The sequence below is a fragment of the Bradyrhizobium sp. CCGB12 genome, assembly GCF_024199845.1.
Taxonomy (GTDB): domain Bacteria; phylum Pseudomonadota; class Alphaproteobacteria; order Rhizobiales; family Xanthobacteraceae; genus Bradyrhizobium.
Window position 1 is genome coordinate 3,971,234 of the sequence record NZ_JANADO010000001.1, and the last position, 21,776, is coordinate 3,993,009.

The following is a 21,776-nucleotide window of genomic DNA, read 5'->3' on the forward strand; positions in this document are numbered from 1 at the left end:
TCTTTCACGCGAAGGCCAGGATCGCAAGCACGCCGGCGAGCAGCAGCATCGCACGGCGGTACACCGTTAGTCCCTCGCTGATATCAGCGGCGAGCGGATCGCGGGCGCCCTCGTTGAGCCAGGGCTCGTCTGTGATGCTGCCGTGATAGATGCGGGGACCGCTGAGCCGGACGCCGAGCGCGCCCGCCATGGCCGCTTCCGGCCAGCCGGCATTAGGAGAGCGATGACGGCGCGCATCCCGCGTCATGCACGACAGCGCCTCGGATCGCCGTGTTGCCAGCAGCACGAACAGAAACCCGGTCAGGCGCGCCGGAATGAAGTTGGCGACATCGTCGATCCGCGCCGCAGCCCAGCCGAACGTCTCGTGCCGCTCGCTGCGATGGCCGATCATGGAGTCCAGCGTGTTGATCGCCTTGTAGCCGAAGATTCCGGGTAGGCCGAACAGTGCGCCCCAGAACACCGGTGCGACGATGCCGTCGGAGGCGTTCTCGGCGAGGCTCTCGATCGCCGCGCGCGCGATGCCTGCTTCATCGAGCGTCGCAGGATCGCGGCCGACGATACGCGAGACCGCCTCGCGGGCAGCGGCGATGTCGCCGGCTTTCAACGGCTTCGCGACGGCGGCCACATGATCATGCAGCGAACGCAGTGCGACCAGCGGCCAGGCGAGCACGCCGACCAAGACCATCTGGATCCAGCCGAGAGAAACCATGGATTGAAGCATCCAGCCAAGCGCCACGGAAACCGCGATCACCAAGAACGCTCCGGCAACGCCCGCGGCGCGGCGAAACGAGGGCGGATCGGACGCTCGATTCCAGGCGGCGTCGATCGCCGCAATCAGTCGGCCGAGCCAGGTCACGGGATGGCCGATCCGCGCGAACAGCGGGGCCGGCCAGCCCAGGAGGGCATCCATCGCCATCGCCACCACCATCGCCCCCGCAAAGCCCACACACGCCTCCTGTCCCGCCCCTGTTGCGGCAAAGCGAGGGGTGAGCGCAAGCCCCTGCTCGCCTGATTTCGCCTTTGTCTTTGGCCGCGTTTGATGATTAGTGCTGCCGACAGGAGACTTTCATGGCCGTCATCTTGATCACCGGCGGAGCGCGATCGGGCAAAAGCAGGCGTGCGGAAGCGCGCGCGAAGGCCTTTTCCGGCCGGCCCGTCTATGTCGCGACGGCCGAGGCGCTCGATGCGGAAATGGAGGGGCGCATCGCGGAGCATCGCGCGCGCCGCGGAACCGACTGGATCGAACGCGAGGTGCCGCTTGATCTCGTGCCCGCACTGGTCGCAAGCGATGGCGGCGGCGCAAGGCTCGTCGATTGCCTGACGCTGTGGCTCTCCAACCTGATGCAGGCCGAGCGCGATTGGGAGAGTGAGGTCAAGGCCCTTGCCGGTGCCCTGCCCCGGCTGAAAAGCCCGATTGTTCTCGTCACCAACGAGGTCGGTCTCGGTATCGTACCCGACAACGCACTGGCACGCAGCTTTCGCGACGCCGCCGGCATCATGAACCAGACGATTGCGACCGCTGCCGACGAAGTCGAGTTCGTCGTCGCCGGCTTGCCGATGAAATTGAAATGATGCCGCGCGCTGAGCTTTTGAAAGATGTCATCGCCGATCTCAGGATGGCGGCATCCTTCGTCACGATTCTTCCCGTGGCATCGTCGAAGCCCGCAGGCGACGGCGCGATCGCGCGCGCGACCTGGGCTCTGCCCGTCGCGGGACTGCTGGTCGGCCTTGCTGGCGCGCTGGTCTACAAGATCGCCAGCCGGCTTGGACTGCCGCCAGACCTTGCCGCCCTGCTCGCGCTAGGCACGACCGCGCTCATCACCGGCGCGCTGCACGAAGACGGGCTGGCTGATACCGCCGATGGGCTCGGCGGCGGACGCACGCGCGAGCGCAAGCTCGAGATCATGCGCGACAGCCGGATCGGCACTTACGGCGTCTGTGCTCTGATCCTGTCGTTCGGCCTGCGCTGGAGCGCGCTCGCGACGATCGCCAATCCTTGGTCAGTGATGCTTGCACTGTGCGCGGCGCATGCCGCGGCCCGTGCCGGCGTGCCGGCCTTCATGTCGCTGGTTCCGCCGGCGCGGCCTGACGGTCTATCGGCAAGCGCCGGATCGCCGCCGGGCCGCAGCGTGGCCGTCGCGTTCGCCCTCGGAACGCTCGTTCTCGCCCTCACCCTCGGACCGGGCAAGGCGCTGGTCGGCCTCGTCCTGCTGTCGCTCGCCGGCCTGATGCTGGCGCGGCTTGCCATCCGCCAGATCGGCGGGCAGACCGGAGACATCCTCGGTGCGTTCGAGCAGACCGGCGAGATCCTGATCCTGCTGGTGGCCGCCGCTTTCCAGATCGGGCGATGACTCATGGTCGAGTTCGACGACACCTTCCGCCAACATTTGCGCGAGCTGTTCGTGTGGCGCCGCGACGTGCGCCGCTTTCGAACTGACCCGCTGCCGGCCGGCGCCATCGACCGCCTGATCGAGACCGCCTGCCTCTCGCCGTCGGTCGGCCTCAGCCAGCCCTGGCGCTTCGTCATCGTCGATGATGCCGCACGCCGCCGCGCCATAATCGAGGACTTCAAGTCGTGCAACGCCGATGCGCTGAACGCCTATGTCGGCGAGCGCGCGGCGCGCTATGCCACGCTGAAACTGTCGGGTCTCGAACAGGCGCCCGGCCATCTCGCCGTATTCGCGGACAAGGCCAGCGACATCGGTCACGGCCTCGGCCGCGCGACGATGCCCGAGACGACGGAATATTCCGTCGTCGCCGCGATCACCGCGATGTGGCTCGCGGCGCGCGCGGAAGGAGTTGGTCTCGGCTGGGTGTCGATCCTCAATCCGGATCGCATTCACGCCATCCTCGACGTGCCGCAATCCTGGAAATTCATCGCCTATCTCTGCATCGGCCATCCCGAGACCGAATGCGATCGGCCCGAGTTGGAGCAGGCAAAATGGGAGCATCGGCGCGGCGCCGACGAGTTTACGCTGCGGCGTTGATTAGAACTCGCCCCGATCTCGCCAGTCAGACGCCGGCAGTTGATCCATCCTCCGTCATTGCGAGCATAGCGAAGCAATCCAGAATCCCGCCGCGACGCCAGTCTGGATTGCTTCGTCGCACGAGCTCCTCGCAATGACGACGGAGAGAGGGGCGCAGCCCGCGGCTACGACTTGCTTCTGCCGGCCACCGCCGCCACAGGCGCGGGGCTTTCCGGCTTCTGGAACATCAACAACGGCCGGAAGATGACGCGGCCATAGGCCTCGTAGTGGTTCTGGGTCGAGACCGCCATCTTCAGCGGCGTCGCGTAATTTGCCTCGAACGTCATGAACGGCGCGTAAGTCCAGGAGAAGCCGACGCCGACCGAGCTCAGCTCGGTCACTCCAGGGAATGTCGAATACACCGCACCCCAGTCAGTGAAGATATAGGTGTCGAAACCCCTCAGCCATTGCGACCAGTTGTAGTGCAGCTCGGCGTTGAAATAATAGCCGCTGTCGCCGGCCGCCGAGTTGGAGGGATAGCCGCGCACGGTGGTGGGGCCGCCGATCGAGAAGATCTGGTCGCCGGGCAGCAGCTTTTCCTGGGTGTACTGCCAGCTCGCCAGCACATTGGCGCTCAAGTTCGGCAATCCCGCAGCGCTGGTTGCGATCAGCGAGCCGGTATAGGTGTTGAACGTGCGGTTGTTGCCCAGCACGTGATCCTGCCATTCGATGTAGTTGACGGCGGGCGAAACCGTGATCGAATATGTGTTGCCGGAATTGGTCACCGAGACGCCGGCGGTGGCCTTGTCGTAGTGATCGTCGGTGACGGCGACCGTCGCGAAGCGGCTGACCGTCTTGCCCTCGGTCACGGCGCCGTTGAGCAGCACCAGCCAGTCCTGCGTCACCCAGACCGGTTGGCTGAAATTGACGGCGGCCTGGCTCGAGCGTCCCGTGACGTCGAGCGCGACGAACGGCCCCTGGATGATCTTGATCTTGCCTTCGGTGTAGCTGACGCCGATACGGCCACCCCAGGGATTGACCGGAATGCTGTACGCGGCGTTGCCGTTGAGATTGCCGTCGGAGCGCACCCCGTAGAAGGTCAGGCGGTCGTCGACGCCGAACAGGCCGTGGCGCTTATAGAAGGTGCCGCCTTCCCAGCGGCCGGTGTTCTCCACGCCCTGGTTGTCCACGAACAGCTGCCAGGTGTCGACCGGGGGCTCGATCACCGCGAACTGGAGGTCGGTCAGGCCGAAGCTCGCGCCGGGCTGAAGCAGTGCCTTGATCTGCACGTCGTTGGTGCGGTTGAACCAGATCACGTCGCGATTGAGCTTGGGAACGTCCAGGACCTCGCCCTCGGGCTCCTTCACGCGATCGAGGATGTAGTCGGTGCGGGTCTGCTTGTTGCCTTCGACGGTCGTCTTCTGGAGTCGGCCTTCGGTGAGCTTGACGCGGACGATGCCGCCCTTGGCGTCCTGCTCCGGCAACGTCGCGATGCCCGTGACGATCCCGCGCGCGGCGTAGACGGCGTTGATGTCGGCAACGAGCTGCAGCAGCGCGGCGATGTCGACGTCCTTGCCGATATACTTCTTCGCGATCTCGTCCAGCTCGGCCGGCGTGATGAACTTGGACTCGCCGAACGTGACCTTGCGCAGGCGAAACTTCGGCCCGCCCGGCTTCAAGAGCTGGGACTTTTCCCGCTCGCCGCCGATCACCGCCGGCCCGGTGAGCTTGGGCGGAGCACTCTGCTGCTCGAGCTGCCGCCGCTGACGGTCGACGTCGTTCTGGATCACGCCAGGATTGATCGAGGGCACCTGGGCGCGCGCGGAGGCGATGCAGGACGCTGCCAGCCCAATCCCCAATACTGCGCCCCGAATCCGCATCCCGAATCCAGCTACCATGCCTCTGCGAGACGGCCAATCGCCGGCTTCGCCGTCTCGATCGCCGCATCCTTCCAACCCGGACGCCCCGCACGCTGCCCCTTCTGGCGCAGCTTGCGCATGTCGCTGAGCCCCTCGATGTTGACCGCGGGGCCGGCGCCGATGGTCTCGACCGGACGCGGCGTCAGCAGCGCGTCGAGCCGCGCCTGGCCGGAGAGGCCCAGCAGGTAGAACGTCCCGCCGTCCTTCTTCGCGAGCCAAGTCTCGATGCTCTCATTGCCCTCGCCGTCGACCGAGATGTTGCGGATCATGCTGGCGCCGGTGAAGTCGTTGCAGCAGGTGTGGGTCGGCCCGTAATTGGTCACGGTCGCCGAGATGTCGCCGGTGTAGAACACCACATAGGCGTTGCTGACATTGGCGTTGCCGATCTGGCTCATCGTGAACACGCCGCCCGGCTGGTAGAGCTGGAGCGCGGGCCAATTGGACGGCGCTGGCGTACGGTTGTTGAGCAGCACCTGCGCGTTCGCGGTGGTGAGCATCAGCTGTCCCGGAACATAGCCGTTGACGATCGAGACGGCTGGCGCATCGGTCCAGAACGTCGCGTCCACCACCCTGAACTGGTTGATGATGATGTGATCGGGGTCGATCGAGATGTTGGCGGACTTCGCGACGCCGCCGTTATGGCCGGTGACGTTCATGATCAGCGGGACCTGTGGCGTCGAGCGGATCTGCTCGCCCCTTACGTTGATCGTATCAGCCGCGAGGTCGAGCTCTTTCACGACGCTGACCCAGCCGATCGAGAGGTCACCCGGCGAGGTCAGCTTGATGACGTTGCCCCTAATGCGGTCGAGCGAGACCGGACCAGCCGAAACGAAGTGCGTATCGCCGTTGGCGGAGATCGATCCGCCGCGGATCGAACCAGCGTCGGAGCGCAGGTCAATGTCGCCGGCATCCCCCGGGATGCCCGTCGTGGTGAGCTGACTGAAGACGATGTCGTTCACGGCATGCAGGGTCTGCGAGCCACCGCTCACGGCGGTGCCAAGCGTGATCGCACCCGTCGTCGCGGTGATGCCGAGCGTGCCGCCGACATTGAGATTGTCCCAATGGACGACGGTGCCTTGCAGCACGGCGTTGCCGGTCGAAGTCGTGAGGTTGTGACCGGTATTGGTCCCCGCCGCAATCAGCCTCGCCGAGCCGTTGGCCGTGACCGAGCCCAGCGTGGTCGTGCCGCCCGAGGTCACCGTCTGCGCCAGGATGAAGCCGTTGTCGGCGGCGACGTTGATATTGCCGACATCGCCGTTGATGCCCGTCGCCGTCAGTGCGTTGAAGATGACGTTGTCGTGGGCGTGGATGGTCTGCGTGCCCCCACTCTGCGCGGTCTGGAACGTGATGCTGCCCTGGCTCGCGGTCGCCCCCAGCGTCGTTCCGACATTGAGCGTATTCCAGTTGATCGGGCCGCCCGCGGTGAGCAAGCCCGAGCCGGTCGTCGCCGCGAGCGTGTTGCCGGTGATGGTCGTGGCGGCCAGCAGCGTCGCCGAGCCATGGGCCGACACTGAGCCCAGCGTGGTCGCGCCACCCGAGATCACCGTCTGCGCCAGGATGAAGCCGTTGTCGGCGGTGACGTTGATATTGCCGGCGTCGCCGGCATTGCCGGTGGCGACCAGCGAGTTGAACGTCACGTTCTGGGTGGCATGAACCGTCTGCGAGCCGCTGCTGTCGGCGGTGCCGATGACGATGCTGCCGTTGTTCGCGACCGCACTGAAGCTGCCGCTCGCGCCGGCCGCCGTGCCTGCCAGCACCTGATCGAGCGTCAGGCCGCCCGTGCCGATGATGTCCACGCTGCCCCTCGCTGCCGACAACAGGCTCGCCTCGGTGTCGGTGAGAACCTTGACGTAGATGTCACCGGCGCTCGCGCTGGCCGACAGCCGTGCGGCGCTGAGAACGAACCGGCTGGCCGCGTTGCCGATGCCGTTCGATGCACTCAGCGAAACTTCGGCGCCCGCGCCGGAGGCGACGAACTTGGTCTGTCCGTCGCCATTGTCGATGATCGCTCCGAGCGAGGCGACGCCGCCGGCGGTGACGATGATCGACGGCGCGTTCGAGGCCGCTGCATAGGACAGCGACGAGTTCAGCTGGCCGATCGTCGCATCGCCGGTGGTGGTCACCGAGATCAGTCCGGCCGCATTGATGGCCGAATAGGCGCCCATCGACAGCGTCGCTGCGACCAGCGTGACACCATTGGCGCTGCTGGTCGCAACCACCGGCGCCGCGCTGGTGCCGGCGGCAAAGGTCATGCCGCGGTTGGCGAGCAGCTGCATCAGGCCACCGCTGGTGATGTCGGCATTGACGGTGAGCGCGCCGCGCGAAACGTTCAGCGTCAGAGCACCGCCGGCCGTCAGCGTCCCGGAGGTACTGCCGACCACGAGGTCGCCGGTGACCGCGAGGATGCTGAGGTCGCCGATGGCCGAGCCGGTCAGCGCGCCGGAGATGTTCACCTGGAGCGGCTGGAAGGCCGAGCCGTTGAAGCCGATATTGCCGCCGGCCCGCAAATCGAGGTCGGTGCCGAGGATGTGGATCGCGGTGCGGTCGGTGAAGCCGGCTTCGGCGTAGATGCTGCCGGTCGCGGCGAGCTGGATCGCATTGCCGGCGGAGATGTTGCCGAGGATGAGATCGCCGGTGGTCTGCTTCACATAGATGCCCTGCGCCGACGAGACCCGGTCGAGCTGGTCGTTGCCGGGGTCGGCGAACGCGATCTGGAGCGCGTTCGCGCTGGTACCGACATTGCCATGCTCGGCAATCAGGGTCAGGTTGCTGATGTCACCTGATATCACCGGCCCGCTTGCATTGGCGGAGACGCTGGTGACGGCGTCGAGCTTGACGTCGCCGCGACCGGTCACCTCGATGCCGTTGGCCTGTGCCGCGGTGATCGGGCCGTAGTTGGCGGTGATGCCGCCGAGCGCGAGGCTGTTCTTGCTGCCGAGATAGATATTGGTCAGCGCCTTGGCCGAGATCGCGATCGGGTTGTCGACGACGACGAGGTTCTGCTGCGACAGGCTGACCGTATAGGTCGTGACATGGGTCGTCGGGTCCGTGACCGCACCGACGGTGAGCTGGCCGGGACCGGCTGTGGCGAGCAAGCCCCTCTGCTCCGGCGTCAGCGACGAGGAATCGACGCTGGTGAAGGTGAAGGTCTGGGGCGCGGCCGAATTGCCGACCGAGCCGCGCGGCGCGTAGAGCATGATCTGGTTGGCGCTGACATTGGCCACGACGTTCTCGTCGATCGGCGGCGGCGCCGCGCCGACGGCCGACGAGGAGACGGTGTAGGCGAGCTGGCTCTGCGTCCACTGCGAGCCCGCGGTGATGATGCCGTAGACCCGCTCGGTCGACGCCAGCGTGTAGGTGTAGCTCGCATTGTAGGCGTTGAGCGCCGTTTGCAGCGCCGTGTTGCTCGGCATGCGCTGATTGGCTGTCGAAACGCCGTCGAACAGCTTGGTGAACAGGGTTGTCGACAACGAGCTGCCGAACAGCGTCCCGAGCGGGTCCGCGGGCGCGGTGCCGAGCAAGGTCGTCAGCGAGCTCTTGAGCTCGTCGGTGGTGATCTGGCCAAGCAGGAATTGATCCCTCAGGAACCGCGTCGTGGCCTCGTTCTTCATCTGCGTCGTCGTGACGTCGGCGGGATCGATGCCCAGCTTGGCAGCCACCTGCGCCCGCAGCACCGTCAGCCCCACCGAGGTCGGGTTGTAGGTGCTGCCGTTCGGGAATGCGATGTTCTTGAGCTGGAAGTAGTCGTTGTAGGCCGACGTCACCATCGACTGGTAGCTGTTGACGGCATTGGTGGCGGCGTTGCCGCTGAGCAGGTCGAGACTGGTCCAGACGTCCTGAAGATGCTGGCTCTGCGCCTGGGTGAGACCAACCACTGCCCGTCCGTTCAGGATGCTGGCTTGGTTGCCGTCGGACCCGGCCGCCTCCAGGAAGACCGGGCCGCCGGTCGACTGGATCGTGCCAAGGCGCAAATCACCCTTGGACTGGACGATGTAGGTGCCGGTGGCCGAAGTGCTGTCGAGAACACCGCCGTCGACAGTGCCGTCGGCCTGCGTCGTGCCCGTCGCCTGGATCACCAGTGGATTGATGTTGGTCAGGGTGGTCGCACCGTTGACGACGCTGCTCGTCGCGCCGATCGCGCCGCCGGTGGAATTGATCTCGATGTTCTTGCCGATCACGACGGGGTTCGCGGCGTTATAGGGGGCCGCCGAGTTGATGTCGCCGGTCGCCGAGAGGAAGACGCTGCCCTGCGGCGTGGCGCCTGCCGAATTCACCTTCACCTGGTTGATCGACAGCGCCCCAACGGCCGCGATCGCAATGTCATGATCGATCGAGCTGGCGGTGAGATTGCCACCGTAGACCTGCACCTGGACGGGAACGCCGTTTGCGCCGAGCGAGCCGATGCCGCCATCCGCCGACAGCGTCACGCTCTTGCCCGAGATCATCGGGTTGTTCGCGTTCGGGGCGGACGTGATGGCCGAATTGGCACCGGTGGCGGTGACCGTCGTCGACCCCGAGAGGTTGTTGATCGGCCCGTTGATGACGATGCCGGAGTTCGAGCTCACGCTCACCGTGCTGGCGCCACCGCCGCTGAACTGGATGTTGATCGGGTTCGACGCCTTGACCGTATTGGTCAGCGTCAGGGTCAGGTGATCGTAGATCTGCTGATACCAGTTATATTGGGCGTCCGCGCCGCAGCACTTCTCGGGATGAGTGTTGCCGCCGGCATTGTGATAGCCGCCGGTCGCGGTGATGACTTCCTGGAAGTTCGCGGTCTGCAATTGCCCGGTATTGCCGCCGCCGCCCGTGGCCTGCATCACGTTCTCGACCAGGCTGATGGTGCGGGTCCAGTTCTCTCCTTGCGCGCTCGGCGTGTAATGCCAGCCATAGTCGAACTGCGTGCTGGTCGCCGGACGATCGAGCGTCGCCGTGTCGACCCACTGGTAGTACATGTTGGGCTTCACCGCGTACTGGATGTTCGCCGTGCCGCTGAGGCCGGCCAGCATCGAGGCGGTGTACGCGCTCGCGTTGACGCCGCTCGTCCTATACGTCGACACCTGCTGGGCGCCCGCAGCGGAGGGATTGTAGACGTACCAGGTTGTCTGCTGCTGGAGCTGATCGACGATCTGGATCACGCTGGGCGCGCTGACGCCGGTGTTGATGGTATTGGTGACGAGCTGGAGCCCGGTTGAGTTGTTGACCGTGATCGAGCCGGCACCACCCTTGACCGCAATCGTGCCCTGGGCAGTACCGTCGGTCGAGGTCGAGATGATCTTGCCGTTCAGATAGACGTAGCCGCCCGAGCCCTGCACCACGCCGTTGACGAGGATCTGGTCGGTGAGCGCGTTGTACCTCACGCCGATCTTGATATCGCTGGCGACCAGCGGCGCCGCAGCGGCGGTGATGTCGTAGTAGCTGCCGTTGCGCGCATTGGCCTGGGCCTGGGCAAAGGCCGCGCTGTCGCTCTTGAGGCTGTTGATGGCGGACAACGCACCGCCGCCGATGTCGACCGAGTAATTGCTGCTCGTGCCGCTCTGAATGAGGCCGTTGACGTTGATGACACCCGCCGAGATGATGATCGCCTGGCCGAGAATGAAGGGCGCGTTCGCGGGGTTTTGGTACCCCGAAGGCGTGGTCGAGGACCAGTTCGTGCTGGCGTTGGTGTTCGCAGTCCTCGGCGTGATCACGTCGTTCTGGATGTTGACGACCTGGAAATAGGCCGAGCATCCCGAGCAATTGAACGGAGAATAATATGTGGCCGTGTGATTCGTGGTGACAGTGTTGCCCTGGGCATCCGTGGACGTCGTGGTGTAGTCATAGGTCGTGTTGCTGTAGACGCCTTGGCCCGTATAGGTATTCCGCTCCCACGGCGCCGTTGAGATGGTCTGAACCGTCGGTCCTTCCATCGCCGCGAGGGTGGCGGTGCTGCCCACGCTGCCGGCATTGGGATTGCCGCCACCGGGCGCGCCAGATCCCATCGGCAGGAAGATCGCCGAATAGAGCGACAGGCCGTCGTAATACGTCATCAGCATGCGCGCGGTGAAGATCGTGCTGTTGGCCGCCGTTTGCTGAACGCCCGTATTGCCGTCGACGCAGCAGTAATAGAAATACGGGTGGTTGCCGCCCGCGCCGATATGCGGGCTGGTCGCGTAGTCGCCATAGGCGCCGAGATAGGTCGCCGCCGCCATCACCGCCGTCAGCGTGTCGTTGTCGGCTGGCTTGTACTGAACACCGGCCCATTGCGCGGTGACATCGTGGTTGGAGTTGTAGAAGCTGCCGAGACCGCCGAGGAAGACGAACGAGCCGTTGGGCGCCACCATCTGGATGGTCGCGGCGTTGAGCGACTGCGAGGCGACGATGCTGCCGAGATTGTTGGTGATCTTGAGCAGACCACCCTCGTTGGTGACGATGCCGTCGAAGTAGATGTCGGGCTTGCGGGTCAGCTGGTTACCGTTGCCGTCGACGCCGAGCCCGCTGTCGGGATCGACGCGGTTGTAGGTCGCCGAAATGTCGATGATCGGCGTCGCGCTCGGCGTGGCGGTGAAGGTCACGTTGGAATGCGAATCCGGATCGACATGGTCGATCTGGCGATAGGTGATGTTACCGCCGGTCACGTTGGTGACCGTGAGGTTCGCGAAGTCCATGAAGTCGAGGCCGCGGTTCTCGACCTTGATCAGCGGCGAGCCGCGCGCGATGACCGCTGGCGCCGAGTGACCGGCGAGGCTGTTTCCGGTCAACTTCTGCGCCAGGATCGAGACGTTGCCAGCGGACACCAGCATGTCGCCGAACGCGAAGGCGGCGCCGGGGGCGTTGGAGGTATACGGCACCTGCTGGATCAACGCGTTGATCTGACGCTGGACGTCGCCGGTCGGGTCGGCGCCGGACGGCGCCATCGTGGTGGGATTTGCGGTCGTCGATGTCGCGAGCTGGGTCCGGATCTGCGTATCGGTCAGGCCGGTCAGGGTGACGAGCTGGTTGACGATGTTATCGTAGGGATTGAAGCTGCCGACGGTGGTGTACTGCACCGTCTGGTGGTTCCAGCTCTTCACCGGGCTGAAATGATCGACGTCGGAGACGTATTCCAGGTTGGGTGACAGCGAAGAGTAAGGGCTCGTCGTACTCAGGGTCGGCGCGCTTGCACCGAGATCGATCGTGATGGTCACGTCGTTGTTGATGCCCGCCACCACCAGGCCGTTGAGCGCGACGTCGCCGGTTCCGCTGGTGTGGCTGTGGTTGTCGCTGTTCTTGGCGCTGAAGATGTCCAGATACGGATTGTAGTTGCTGCCGTTACCGGACGCGGTCACCTGCCCCTGCGTTGCGCCCAGGTAGATGTCGCGGACACCGAGCACACGCGAGCCGTCGGAGAGCGTCAGGGTGCTGTCGCCGCCGGCATTGGCCGTGCCGCGGTAGAGGGTCGAGATCGGAATGGCGGTATTGTTGTAGACGACCGTCGTTGCCGTCGCCTGTATGCTGCTGAAGGTGATGGTATCGCCGGACATGCCAGCAAAGATGTTGATGTCGCGCCAGGCCTCGATCGTCGTGCCGCTGTCGACGGTGACGTCCTGGTTGGCGTGGACCCAGCTGTTGGTGCTGGCGCCAACGCCCGCGATCGCGCCGTAGAGGCTGGCATTGGCATTGTTGGACGCGGCCATCGTCGCAGCCGTGCCGATGAATATCTTGCCGACGCTGAACAGCTCCCGGGCATGGATGTTGACCGCGAGCGTGGCGTTCGCCGTCATGTTGGATTCGGCGCCGCCGCCGGCGAAGAAACTGGCCGTGGCGAGGCTCGCTGTGTCCCGTGTGTTCAGCGTGTTGTAGGCCTCGATGTCGATCACGCCGATCGACGTGCGCGGGTCACCGTTGAGGCTCAGGATCGTCCCGGCGCCGATATTGGTGGTGACGGTCTGGGTGACCGTGGAATCACTCAGCGCAGCCGCACCCGAGAACGAACCGCCGGAGCCCGAACGCGCGCCGCCACCGGCCTGGTTCACGTTATCTTTGGAGGTGACGATCATGTCGCCGCCATCCGAGTTGATGATCAGATGGGTTCCGATCTCGGCAGTGGTGGTCGAGTTGACGTCGTTCTGCGCCTTGCCGGCGGAGACGCCGGCCGTGGACGCCTGGAAGGCGTCGCCGCTCGCAGCATAGTTGGTGGTGTGCTCCGCCGCTATCTTGAGGCCGCCGAAATAGAGCGTGTCATCCGTCGTGCCGCCATCGAACCGCGCGTCGGTCACGGCGGTCGAGCTGGTCGTGGCTACCGCAGCCGCACCGGCATAGGTGCCGCCCGCGCCGACCGTCGCGTTGGAGACATTGGTATCCGTGCCGGTCGCCGTGATCTGGAGGATGCCGGTGTAGTTGGTATGATTGAGGTTATCCATGTCCGCGGGCGCACCCAGATAGGCGTAGGTGTGCGCGCTTGACGACGTCTGGGCGACGGTCGCGCCCAGTGCCAGGAACCCGGTCGAGAGGCCGGTCGCCTCGGCGTATTGAGCACTGTCGTTTTGAGCTGCAATGACGATATCGGCGTTGGGAAGCTCGATCCCCGTTCCGCCGTACGCGCTGACCGTCGCGTTCTCGGATGCCTTGGCGTAGCTACCCTGCGCGCCGATCAGCGAGCCGCCGCCGCCTGCGAGTGCCCAAGCGTAGGTCGTCGTGCCGCCAGCCGGTACCAACGCCATGGCGGTCACGGCCAGCGCACCGCCCGAGAAGGTGACGTCGTTGCCGACATCGGCCGTAACCGTGGCTCCGACCGTCGACTGGGCGATGGCAACGCCGACAGCGCCGCCGCCAACCGAGACACCGATCGCGCTGCTCGAAAGATTCGGCGTGATCGATGCCGACACCAGCGTGCCGACGCCGGTTGCGGATGTGGTGATCGAGGCGCCGGAGCCGATCTCCGCCAGCACGGTCGAGCTCTCGGTCGCCTCCGCATCCGCGCCGACGCCGGCGAGGATACCGCCGCCGAGCGCCGTTGCCGTCGTTGACAATGTGCCGGCGCCACCTGCCCCAACCGCCAGCGTCGAAACATTGACCGTGGCGTCGTCCAGAACCTTCGCCGCGACGGAGCTCGACCGTCCGGCCGTTGCGACCGAAGCGCCGACCGCTGCGGCGCCGGCGGTAACGCCGCCCGTGAAGACGACCTGGGTCGAGGAGTCCTGCGCCATGACCGCGACGCCGGTGCCGCCCGTGCCGGTGACTTGGCCGCCGAGCTGGGCCGTCACGGTATTGGCGACATTGCCGACCGCCACGGCCGCCTGCGCGCCGAAGTAAAGCGCCGCGCCGCCCGCGATCGCCTCGGTGTCGATGGTCTTGCCGCCATAAGGTCCGGTGCTGGCGTCCTTGACGACCGCCGCAACGGTCACGGACGGCGCGGACACGATCGCGCTCAGATTGGCCAGCACGCTGCTGTCGACGCTGGTGTAGCCGATGCCAGCCCCGATACCGACGTTCTTCGCGAAGCCCGCACCGAGCAGATACATCTTGGCCGCGTTGGCGCTGGTGGCGGCGACATGGACCTCGGAGCCGGTGACGTTGCCGCCTGCGATTTGCGCGGTGACGCCGTCGTTGCCGCCGGTCAGGACGGTGCTGACGTCGTAGGTCGAGGTCACGTTGGCGTTGTTCGGATTGCCGGCGGTGCCGCTCGCGACCGCGTTGCTGCCATGCGTGTTATTGGTGCCGTTGTTCACGGACGCGATCGTACCGTTGCCACCCTGGTTGAGCTGGCCGGTCTGCTGCCCCTGCGTATCTGGATCGGCAGTGTTGGTGCCGATGATGATGACACCGACGGTCGCACCGATGCCGACGCTGCCGCCGATGCCGGCCGTCACCGCGTAGGACAGCACTTCCTTGGTGCTGAGCGCATTGACGTTGATCGCGCCTGATGAATTCAGGTTGCTGTTGCGGCTTTCCGCAATGGTCTGGCTCTTGAAGACGATGATGTTGGCGGCCGCGCCGACGCCAACCCCTGCGCCGCTGGCGCCGACCGCAAGCGCGCCGGCGATCTCCTTGATCGCCACGTCCTCGTTGGCGTTGATGGTGACCGCACCGGCCGCACCGCCCGTCACCGATTGCAGCGTGGTGTCGTAAACGCCGGCGATGGTGGTGTTGTTGGCAATCTCGATGTTGGCCATGCCGGCGATCGCGGCCGTCCCGGTCGAGAGCGCCCCGCCAATCGCATAGGCCTCGAAGCGGTTCTTGGTGTTGGCCTCGACGTCGAGCGCACCGCTCAAATTGAGCGCGGTCGTGTGCGCCGCGCCATTACCCTGATAGTGGAACTCGTCGCCGACATAGGCCTCGGTCCGGTTCGAGGAGACCTGGACCAGGAACGCCGCGCCGATCGCGGCCTGGCTGCCATAGGCGCCCGACCCATTCGCGGAGAAGATGCCCGTGTTGTTGGTGGCGTTCACCATCAGTGACGCCGCCGTCAGCGCGCCACCGTCGACATAGGCTTCCGTCGTCGCCTGGAACACGTTCAGCCCGACCGAGCCGGTGTTGAAGCCAACAGCGATCGAGGACGCATCCTGTTCGGCATTGGCCTTCACGGTGACGGCGCCGACCGTCGGGCTCGACGACTGCACGCCACCGACCGTCGCATTGGTAATGTAGGCGAACGTACCGCGCCGCATCGTGGTGCTGATGATGGTGGCGCCGCCGCCGCCATTGCCGGTGGGCGGGACGATGCCGGCGCCGAACGCGCCAGAATAGGAGAAGCTCGACGCGGCGACCTCGATCTGCGGCGCCAGCGTCGACGAGGTCAGGCGGGTGTCAATGGCCGCGCTGTCGATATAGGCCTGGGTCGTCCCGCTCATCACATTGGTGATCGGGTTGATCATGATGGCGATGCCGCTGCTCGCGGCGAGCGAGGCAACGTTGGTCACGACCGCCTGATGCGAGCTCGCGACCACGGCAAGGCCGCGCACGGTATCCTGATTCTCGGACAGATCGGGCGTAGCGTCGCTCGGCGCGTGGGCGGTGCCGAGATCGAAGGCATGCACGAGCGTGCCGTTGTTGACCGACAGCGTATCGGTCGAGCTGGTGCCGAGTGCATCGACCTTGGTGTTCGCCCCGCTGATATAAGCGGCCGTGGTCCCGGTGATCTGGTTGGTCACCAGCGAACCCGCACCGCCGGCCGCACCCTTGCTGATCGACACCGCCCCGGCGAACACGGCCGCCTTGTCGTTGTTGCCGGCGATCACGGCAACGTTGTTGGTCGCGGTGACGTCGGCGCCATTGACGCCGTTGGCACCGGCCGCCGTGATGCTGGCGGTGACGTTGGTTCCCATCAGATTGGTGGCGACCGAGCCGGCCAGGCCGACCTGCGAGGACATCGCGACACCGACGGCGACGGTCGAGATGCCAGCGTTCGAGTTCGCGCCGACCCCGACATTGCCCGAGGCGACCAGCTTGGAGCCGGTGACGCCGGCGCTGACATTGTTGGCGATGCTGCTGTAGACGAGCGCCAGACCCGCGGCGCTTCCCTGCGTCGAGGCCCCGGCAACGGCGGCGGTTCCGGTAATGCTGGAATTATCGGTCGCGGTGACGGAAATATTGTGGCCCGAGACGGATGATTGCGACGCGCTGGACTGGCCGTTGCCGATGGACGCCGACACCGTATTGGCGATCGAGCTGATCGTGGTGCCGCCGACGCCCGCAAACTGTCCGGTCGCCAGGCCAAAGCCGATCGTGACCGCCTGGATCTTCGTGGTGTCCTGCGCGCTGACGCTGACATTGCCGTTGGACGTTGCGGCCGCCATCAGCACGTTGGCGATATAGGCCGAATGCGTCGTCGCGATAGTGTTGTAGATCAGCGAGGCGCCGACGTTGTTCTTGCCGGCCTGGATGGTACCTGCAACGGAGACGATGCTGGCCCCCGGCCCGTTGGCCACGCCGTCGTTGAGTGCCGCTGCGCTGAAATCGACGCAGTTCTGCCCGCCCGTTCCGCCGGCCGCCGTGCAGGTGTCCGAGGCGAGATGGTTGTTGTTCGACTTCTTGACGAGGTTGCCGAGCGCCGTATCCAGCGACGCCACCGCGCCGCTGTCCGCCAGCACCGTCACGCGCCCGACATTGATGTTCACCGTGGAGTTGCTGTTGATATAGGCCGTCGTGGTCGGCGTGATCTCACCGACGACGATCGCGCCGGCAAGTCCGTTGGCCCCTGCCCCGCCCGAGGCCGCACCGGACGCGATCACGGATGCGCTGTCGGCCAGCACCAGCAGGCTGTCGTAATTCGAGATCGACGAGCTGAGGATATGCGCGTCCGTGGCCTTGCCGTCCACGGGATCGCCGATCGAGGCATAGGTCAGCGCGATGCCGATGCCGACCTTGCCGCCGGACATGTAGAGCGAGCCGCCACCGATCGCGATGTTGGTGGTCTGGTAGGCATCGACCTCGAGCGCGCGGTTGACCCCCGTCGCCTGGCCCGTGATGGTCGAGCTCTGGATGTAGGCATTAGCGCTGTCCGTCATGATGCCGACGGACGCCGACAGAGCGGCCGCATTGGCCGATGTTCCACCCGCGACGCCGAGGGCGACCACGGTCTCCGAGCCGCCATTGAGCGCCTGCACCGTCAGCGAACTCTGGTTCTGCATCGTGGTGCCGTAGATATAGGCGAGCGTGGCATTGTTGGACATCGCCGCCGCGATGGCGCCGCCGATCGCGGCCCCCTGCGCCGACGCCCCCGACATGTTGGCCGCGGCAGAGCCGGAGCCGTTGCTGAGGATCGTATCGTTGAGGGCCTGCACGACGGTGTTCGTATTCACCGCAGTGGCCGTAGTGAACTTGTTGACCGACGCGTTCTTGATATAGGCGCTGGTCCCGAACGAAACGTCGGTCACCGACGAGCTGCCCGCCAGATCCAGACTGAAGCCGCTCGTGCTCGATCCCGAGGTCGAGCTAATCTTGTTCGCAGCCAACGCAATCCCGGCCGGCCCGCCGGTCGCAGCGGCACCGGCAGCGTTCGCCTTGTCGGCGAAGTTGGACAATGACGGCTCGGTAATCGACGCCGCGACTGCGGCCGCCGTGATCCGGCCCGAAGTGGTGGCGCTGACCGCAAGGTTGTCGGCGTTGACCGAGCCGCTTCCGCCGCTGTTGCCGGCAAACGGATCGTTGGTGCTGAACGGACCGGGCCGGATGTCGGAATGATTGTCGCCGATATAGGCGGACGTATCGACATTCGCGCCCATATAGGCCACGGACAAGCCGACGGCCGAACCGCCGCCGACATTGACCGCGCCGGCAATCGTCACGACCGACAGATCCTGCTGCGCCAGGATGCCGACGGTCGGAGAAAAGACGCTGGCCTGGCTCGAGATCGACGCGTGGGTCGTGTTGTTGAGGAAGCCGAGCGAGGTGATGCCGTTCAACGCCAGCGTACCGGCGGCCTTTCCGGACGACGGCGCTACCGCGACGAACTGGTCCGAGGTGATCGCGTTGACGGCGATGTCGTCCGCCGCCCGCACCGTTGCGCGGTCCGAAATGCCGGCGATGGTGCTGGTGTTAAACTGGACGAAATTGAGCGAACCGCCGATCGAGGAACCGCCGGACGTATTGCCGGGCAGGAAGCCGAGCGTGCCGACGTTGCCGGCGGCATCGATCGACGCCGTCGTCGTCGTCGCCGCGACCTGGATGCTGGCGTCGTAGGTGCGGACGTCACCATTGTTCACCGTCGCGGACCAGCTGCTGCCGCAGGCCGCGGTGGTGCAGGTCGCGGTCAGGCTGGCGCCGCCGGCCACCCATGCCGTCGTGTTGTTGTTCACGACGAAATGGTTCATCGAGCCGGCGAGACCGATCACATCGCCCGCGTCGGCCGTGGCGTTGGCATAGCTCGTCAGGATATTGCCGCCGACGCCGAGATTGCCGTTGAGGTGGCTCAGGACCTCGGTCAGTCCGTCCCACTTCAACCAGGTGTTGGTGATCGGCATCCAGGTGTTGGCGTCGACCGCGATGTTGGCCGCGTTGACGGTGGTGCCGCCGCCGATATAGGCGTTCGAATTGTGGTTGAAATTGCCCCAGGCGACCGCCGCACTGATCGCGACGCCCTCACCAGTCGTGGCGTCCTTGGTGATTGCGGCGGCCGTCGCATTGCTGCGCACGCCCCGGTCGATGACGGTGCTGACGACGGCGACGTTGCCGCTCACATAAAGGCTGGGCGCGCCGCCGTTTGGATTCTGATCGATCGAAGCCGTCGCGTTTTCGGTGCTGTTGGCCAGCGACAGCGCGCCGGCGGCCTTGAAATTGAAGTTCACCGGCATCAGCGGGACCATATGCTGAGCGATCAGCGAACCCGGGCTGGCGGTGGAGACCATGAAATCCTGGATCGCACCGATCAAGGCCGGCGTACCGACAATGGTCGATGCCATGGTCGAGTTGCTCGTCGTGTTCGACGTTGCCTCGACCATGACCGAGCCGTTCATCCTGGACGACGCGCTGGTGCCAAGCGACGCGCCCAGCTTCGCGGTTGCCGACGTTGTCACGTCGCTGATGGCGAGCGCTCCGCCGGTGCCGCCGCTCGCGGCCGGCGTGCTCAGCGCAACCGACGTGGCCCCGGTCGAGAACGAGTTGTTGTTGATCGCACGCAGCGTCAGTGAGTTGCCGGATGCATTCACGGTGCCGACAGAAAGGTTCGCGCCGGTCGCAACATTGGCCGTGGTCGAGACCGAGCCGGTGGAATAGGCCACCGTCTCGACGAACTGCGCGCTGGAGGTCGCCGCGACCGCGGAGACGGCCAACGTGGCATCGTTGGTGGCGTGGATTGCGAGGTTGCCGCCCGCGCTGATGGTGGCGCCGGAAGCGACATTGGTGGTGACGTTGCCGTCGATCTTACCGACGACCGCGGAGGCGCCGATCGGCGAGCCGCCGAGCAAGGTGCTGGCAATCGCCGGATCCTGTGCCGTCTCCGAACCGTGGGAGGTGATGCTGACGTTGCCGGTGCCGCTGATGTTGGCGGTGCCGTTGATGTTGACCGTCGCCGTGGCGCTCGCGGCCACGTAGCCGCCGTTGATGCCGAGCAGCGATGCCGCAAGGGTGGTGCCGACCAGCGCCATGAGACCGGGGACCGAGCTCGTGAAGCTCGACGTCGCCGTCGAGGTCGCGCCGATCGTGATGTCACCGCCGGTGATCTGACCGTCGATCGTGATCCCGGTGGTCGCGGTGGCCTGACCCGACAGCTTGGTGTCGGTCGCCGTTGCCGTCAGCGAGACGCTGCCGCTGGTATAGGTCGTTCCGCCGAAATTGGCGGCCTGCGCCAGGATTTTCGCACCATTGTTCACGCTGATCGTCGGCGCCGTGATCGTGACGTTATGGGCGTTGCGATAGGAATGGTTGGCGCTGTCGAGCGCGCGCGTATCGATCTGGGCGTGCGAGGACAGCGTCACGGAATTGCTGGCCTGAATGGTGACGTTGCCGGCCAGGATCTTGCCGTCGATGGTGACGTCCACGGCCGGGGCGGCGGCGCCGTTGACGACGTCGTTGTTGATGGTGACGTTGCCGTCGCTGTAGTTCGTGCCGGAGTTGACCGCCTGCGTGAGGATCTGCGCACCGTTCTGGATATTGATCGTCTGCGCGTGGATCAGGACGTTGTTGGCATCGCCCGTCGAATGGCCATTGGCGTCGAGGTGGCGGGTATCGATCACCGCATGTGCCGCCAGCGTGACCGAATTGTCCGCCTGGATCAGGTAGCTGGCGCTGGCGCCGCCGGTTATCCCGGCGATGGTGTTCGCGATCGCGGTATTCGACAGCGTCACACCGGTGTCGCCCTGGCTCGCATCGCCGACGACCACATCGGTCGGATCGATCAGCAGCGTGCCGGCTTTGCCGTTTTCCGCGCCGAGATTGACCTTGATGCCTTGGCCGACGTCGATGACGCCGTTCGCGCTGAACTCGACCAGGCCGGCATTGCCGGTCTTGGAGCTGGCGTCGAATTTGGCCCCGCCCGCCACGCTCAGGTTCTGGGCCGCCTTCAGGCGGACGTCGCCCGCGTCGCCGATCTTGCTGGCCGCGCTGAGCCTGGCGTTCTTGCCGATGTCGATGTTGTTGCCCGCCTGAACGGTGATGTTGCTCGGCGTCGAGGTCTTGCTGCGCGCGGTCAGCCGTCCGTTGACCCTGGCGTTGTTGACGGCGCCGATATGGATCGAGCCGTTGCTCACGGTGATTGAGCTGGCGCTGCGCAGGCCCTTGGAGTTGACGGAAGCGGCGAATTTCGCGGCGTGATCGAGATTGGCGATGTCGCGCTGGCTCGCGCCACCGACATAGACGTTCTGGCCGGTCAGGCGCACGCCGTCCTGAGCATTGACCCGGCCGTAGATGCGGATGTTGCCGTCGGGCGAGACCGGGAACGAGCCCGCCATGAGGTTGCCGACGGCCGTGCCGTTGATCTGCCCCTGCGCGCCGATCAGGCTGTCGGTGAACTCGCGCGTCGGCGTCGAGACGTTGAGGCTGCCGACATTGACCACGCCGCTGCGGCCGACCACGAACCCCTTGGGATCGGCGAAATAGACGTTACCGCCGATCGCGCCGTTCATGTAGGAGTTCAGCGTGCCGTTGACGTAGACCGGGGCGTCACGAACGATGTTGACGAGGTTCTGCGTGCCGGTCGGCAGTTGCAGATTGACGGTATTGCCCTGCCCGACGCTGAACTGCGAGAACGAGTTGAAGGCGTTGTTGCCCGAGACCGTCGAGGTCGTGACATTGGTGACGCTGCCGGAGGTCTGAAGGCTGGTCCCGGTGCGCCCATCCGGGACGATGACGTTCGCCGTCTGCGCCTGGACGCGGACGCTGTACACCGGCAGGAAGACCATCTGCATCGCGCAGAGCAGCGACATCGAACGGAAATGCGCAAGTCCGCGCAAACCCCGTTCGTCATTGTCTCGCCTCGCAGATGGTCCGCGCATTTCAG

The 21,776-nt window shown here is 65.6% G+C and carries 6 protein-coding genes; 3 read left to right on the forward strand and 3 right to left on the reverse strand.

From position 1 onward, the window contains the following. Positions 1-4: 4 nt before the first annotated feature. Positions 5-946: an adenosylcobinamide-phosphate synthase CbiB gene (gene cbiB, locus NLM27_RS18805; RefSeq protein WP_254144726.1), complete on the reverse strand. Its 942-nt coding sequence runs from the start codon at positions 944-946 to the stop codon at positions 5-7. 122 nt (positions 947-1,068) lie between these two features. Here cbiB and cobU point away from each other — a divergent pair, with 122 nt between their 5' ends. Genes cobU through bluB form a run of 3 tightly spaced genes read left to right on the forward strand, consistent with a single transcriptional unit; the run spans position 1,069 to position 2,987 of the window. After that, a complete protein-coding gene (gene cobU, locus NLM27_RS18810) occupies positions 1,069-1,572 on the forward strand; it encodes a bifunctional adenosylcobinamide kinase/adenosylcobinamide-phosphate guanylyltransferase (RefSeq protein ID WP_254144727.1) in 504 nt (167 codons plus the stop codon). Further along, positions 1,569-2,351 (forward strand): adenosylcobinamide-GDP ribazoletransferase, encoded by a 783-nt coding sequence (gene cobS / locus NLM27_RS18815; protein WP_254144728.1) that lies wholly within the window; start codon positions 1,569-1,571, stop codon positions 2,349-2,351. The genes cobU and cobS overlap by 4 nt, the downstream gene beginning before the upstream one ends. Before the next feature lie 3 nt (positions 2,352-2,354). Beyond that, positions 2,355-2,987 (forward strand): 5,6-dimethylbenzimidazole synthase, encoded by a 633-nt coding sequence (gene bluB, locus NLM27_RS18820; RefSeq protein ID WP_254144729.1) that lies wholly within the window; start codon positions 2,355-2,357, stop codon positions 2,985-2,987. Between the two features lie 164 nt (positions 2,988-3,151). Here the strand turns inward: bluB and NLM27_RS18825 are convergent, their stop codons facing one another. Then, positions 3,152-4,846, reverse strand: coding sequence for a ShlB/FhaC/HecB family hemolysin secretion/activation protein (locus NLM27_RS18825; protein WP_254144730.1), 1,695 nt, complete (start codon positions 4,844-4,846; stop codon positions 3,152-3,154). 11 nt (positions 4,847-4,857) lie between these two features. Further along, the gene (locus tag NLM27_RS18830) at positions 4,858-21,771 is read right to left on the reverse strand and encodes a leukotoxin LktA family filamentous adhesin (RefSeq protein ID WP_254144731.1); all 16,914 of its coding nucleotides are present in this window, start codon (positions 21,769-21,771) and stop codon (positions 4,858-4,860) included. Positions 21,772-21,776 lie beyond the last annotated feature (5 nt).

Bases quoted from the DNA above. Each gene is read 5' to 3' on its own strand.
- cobU (WP_254144727.1), top strand. From the start codon at position 1,069: ATGGCCGTCATCTTGATCACCGGCGGAGCGCGATCGGGCAAAAGCAGG.
- cobS (WP_254144728.1), top strand. From the start codon at position 1,569: ATGATGCCGCGCGCTGAGCTTTTGAAAGATGTCATCGCCGATCTCAGG.
- bluB (WP_254144729.1), top strand. From the start codon at position 2,355: ATGGTCGAGTTCGACGACACCTTCCGCCAACATTTGCGCGAGCTGTTC.
- NLM27_RS18825 (WP_254144730.1), bottom strand. From the start codon at position 4,846: ATGCGGATTCGGGGCGCAGTATTGGGGATTGGGCTGGCAGCGTCCTGC.
- NLM27_RS18830 (WP_254144731.1), bottom strand. From the start codon at position 21,771: ATGCGCGGACCATCTGCGAGGCGAGACAATGACGAACGGGGTTTGCGC.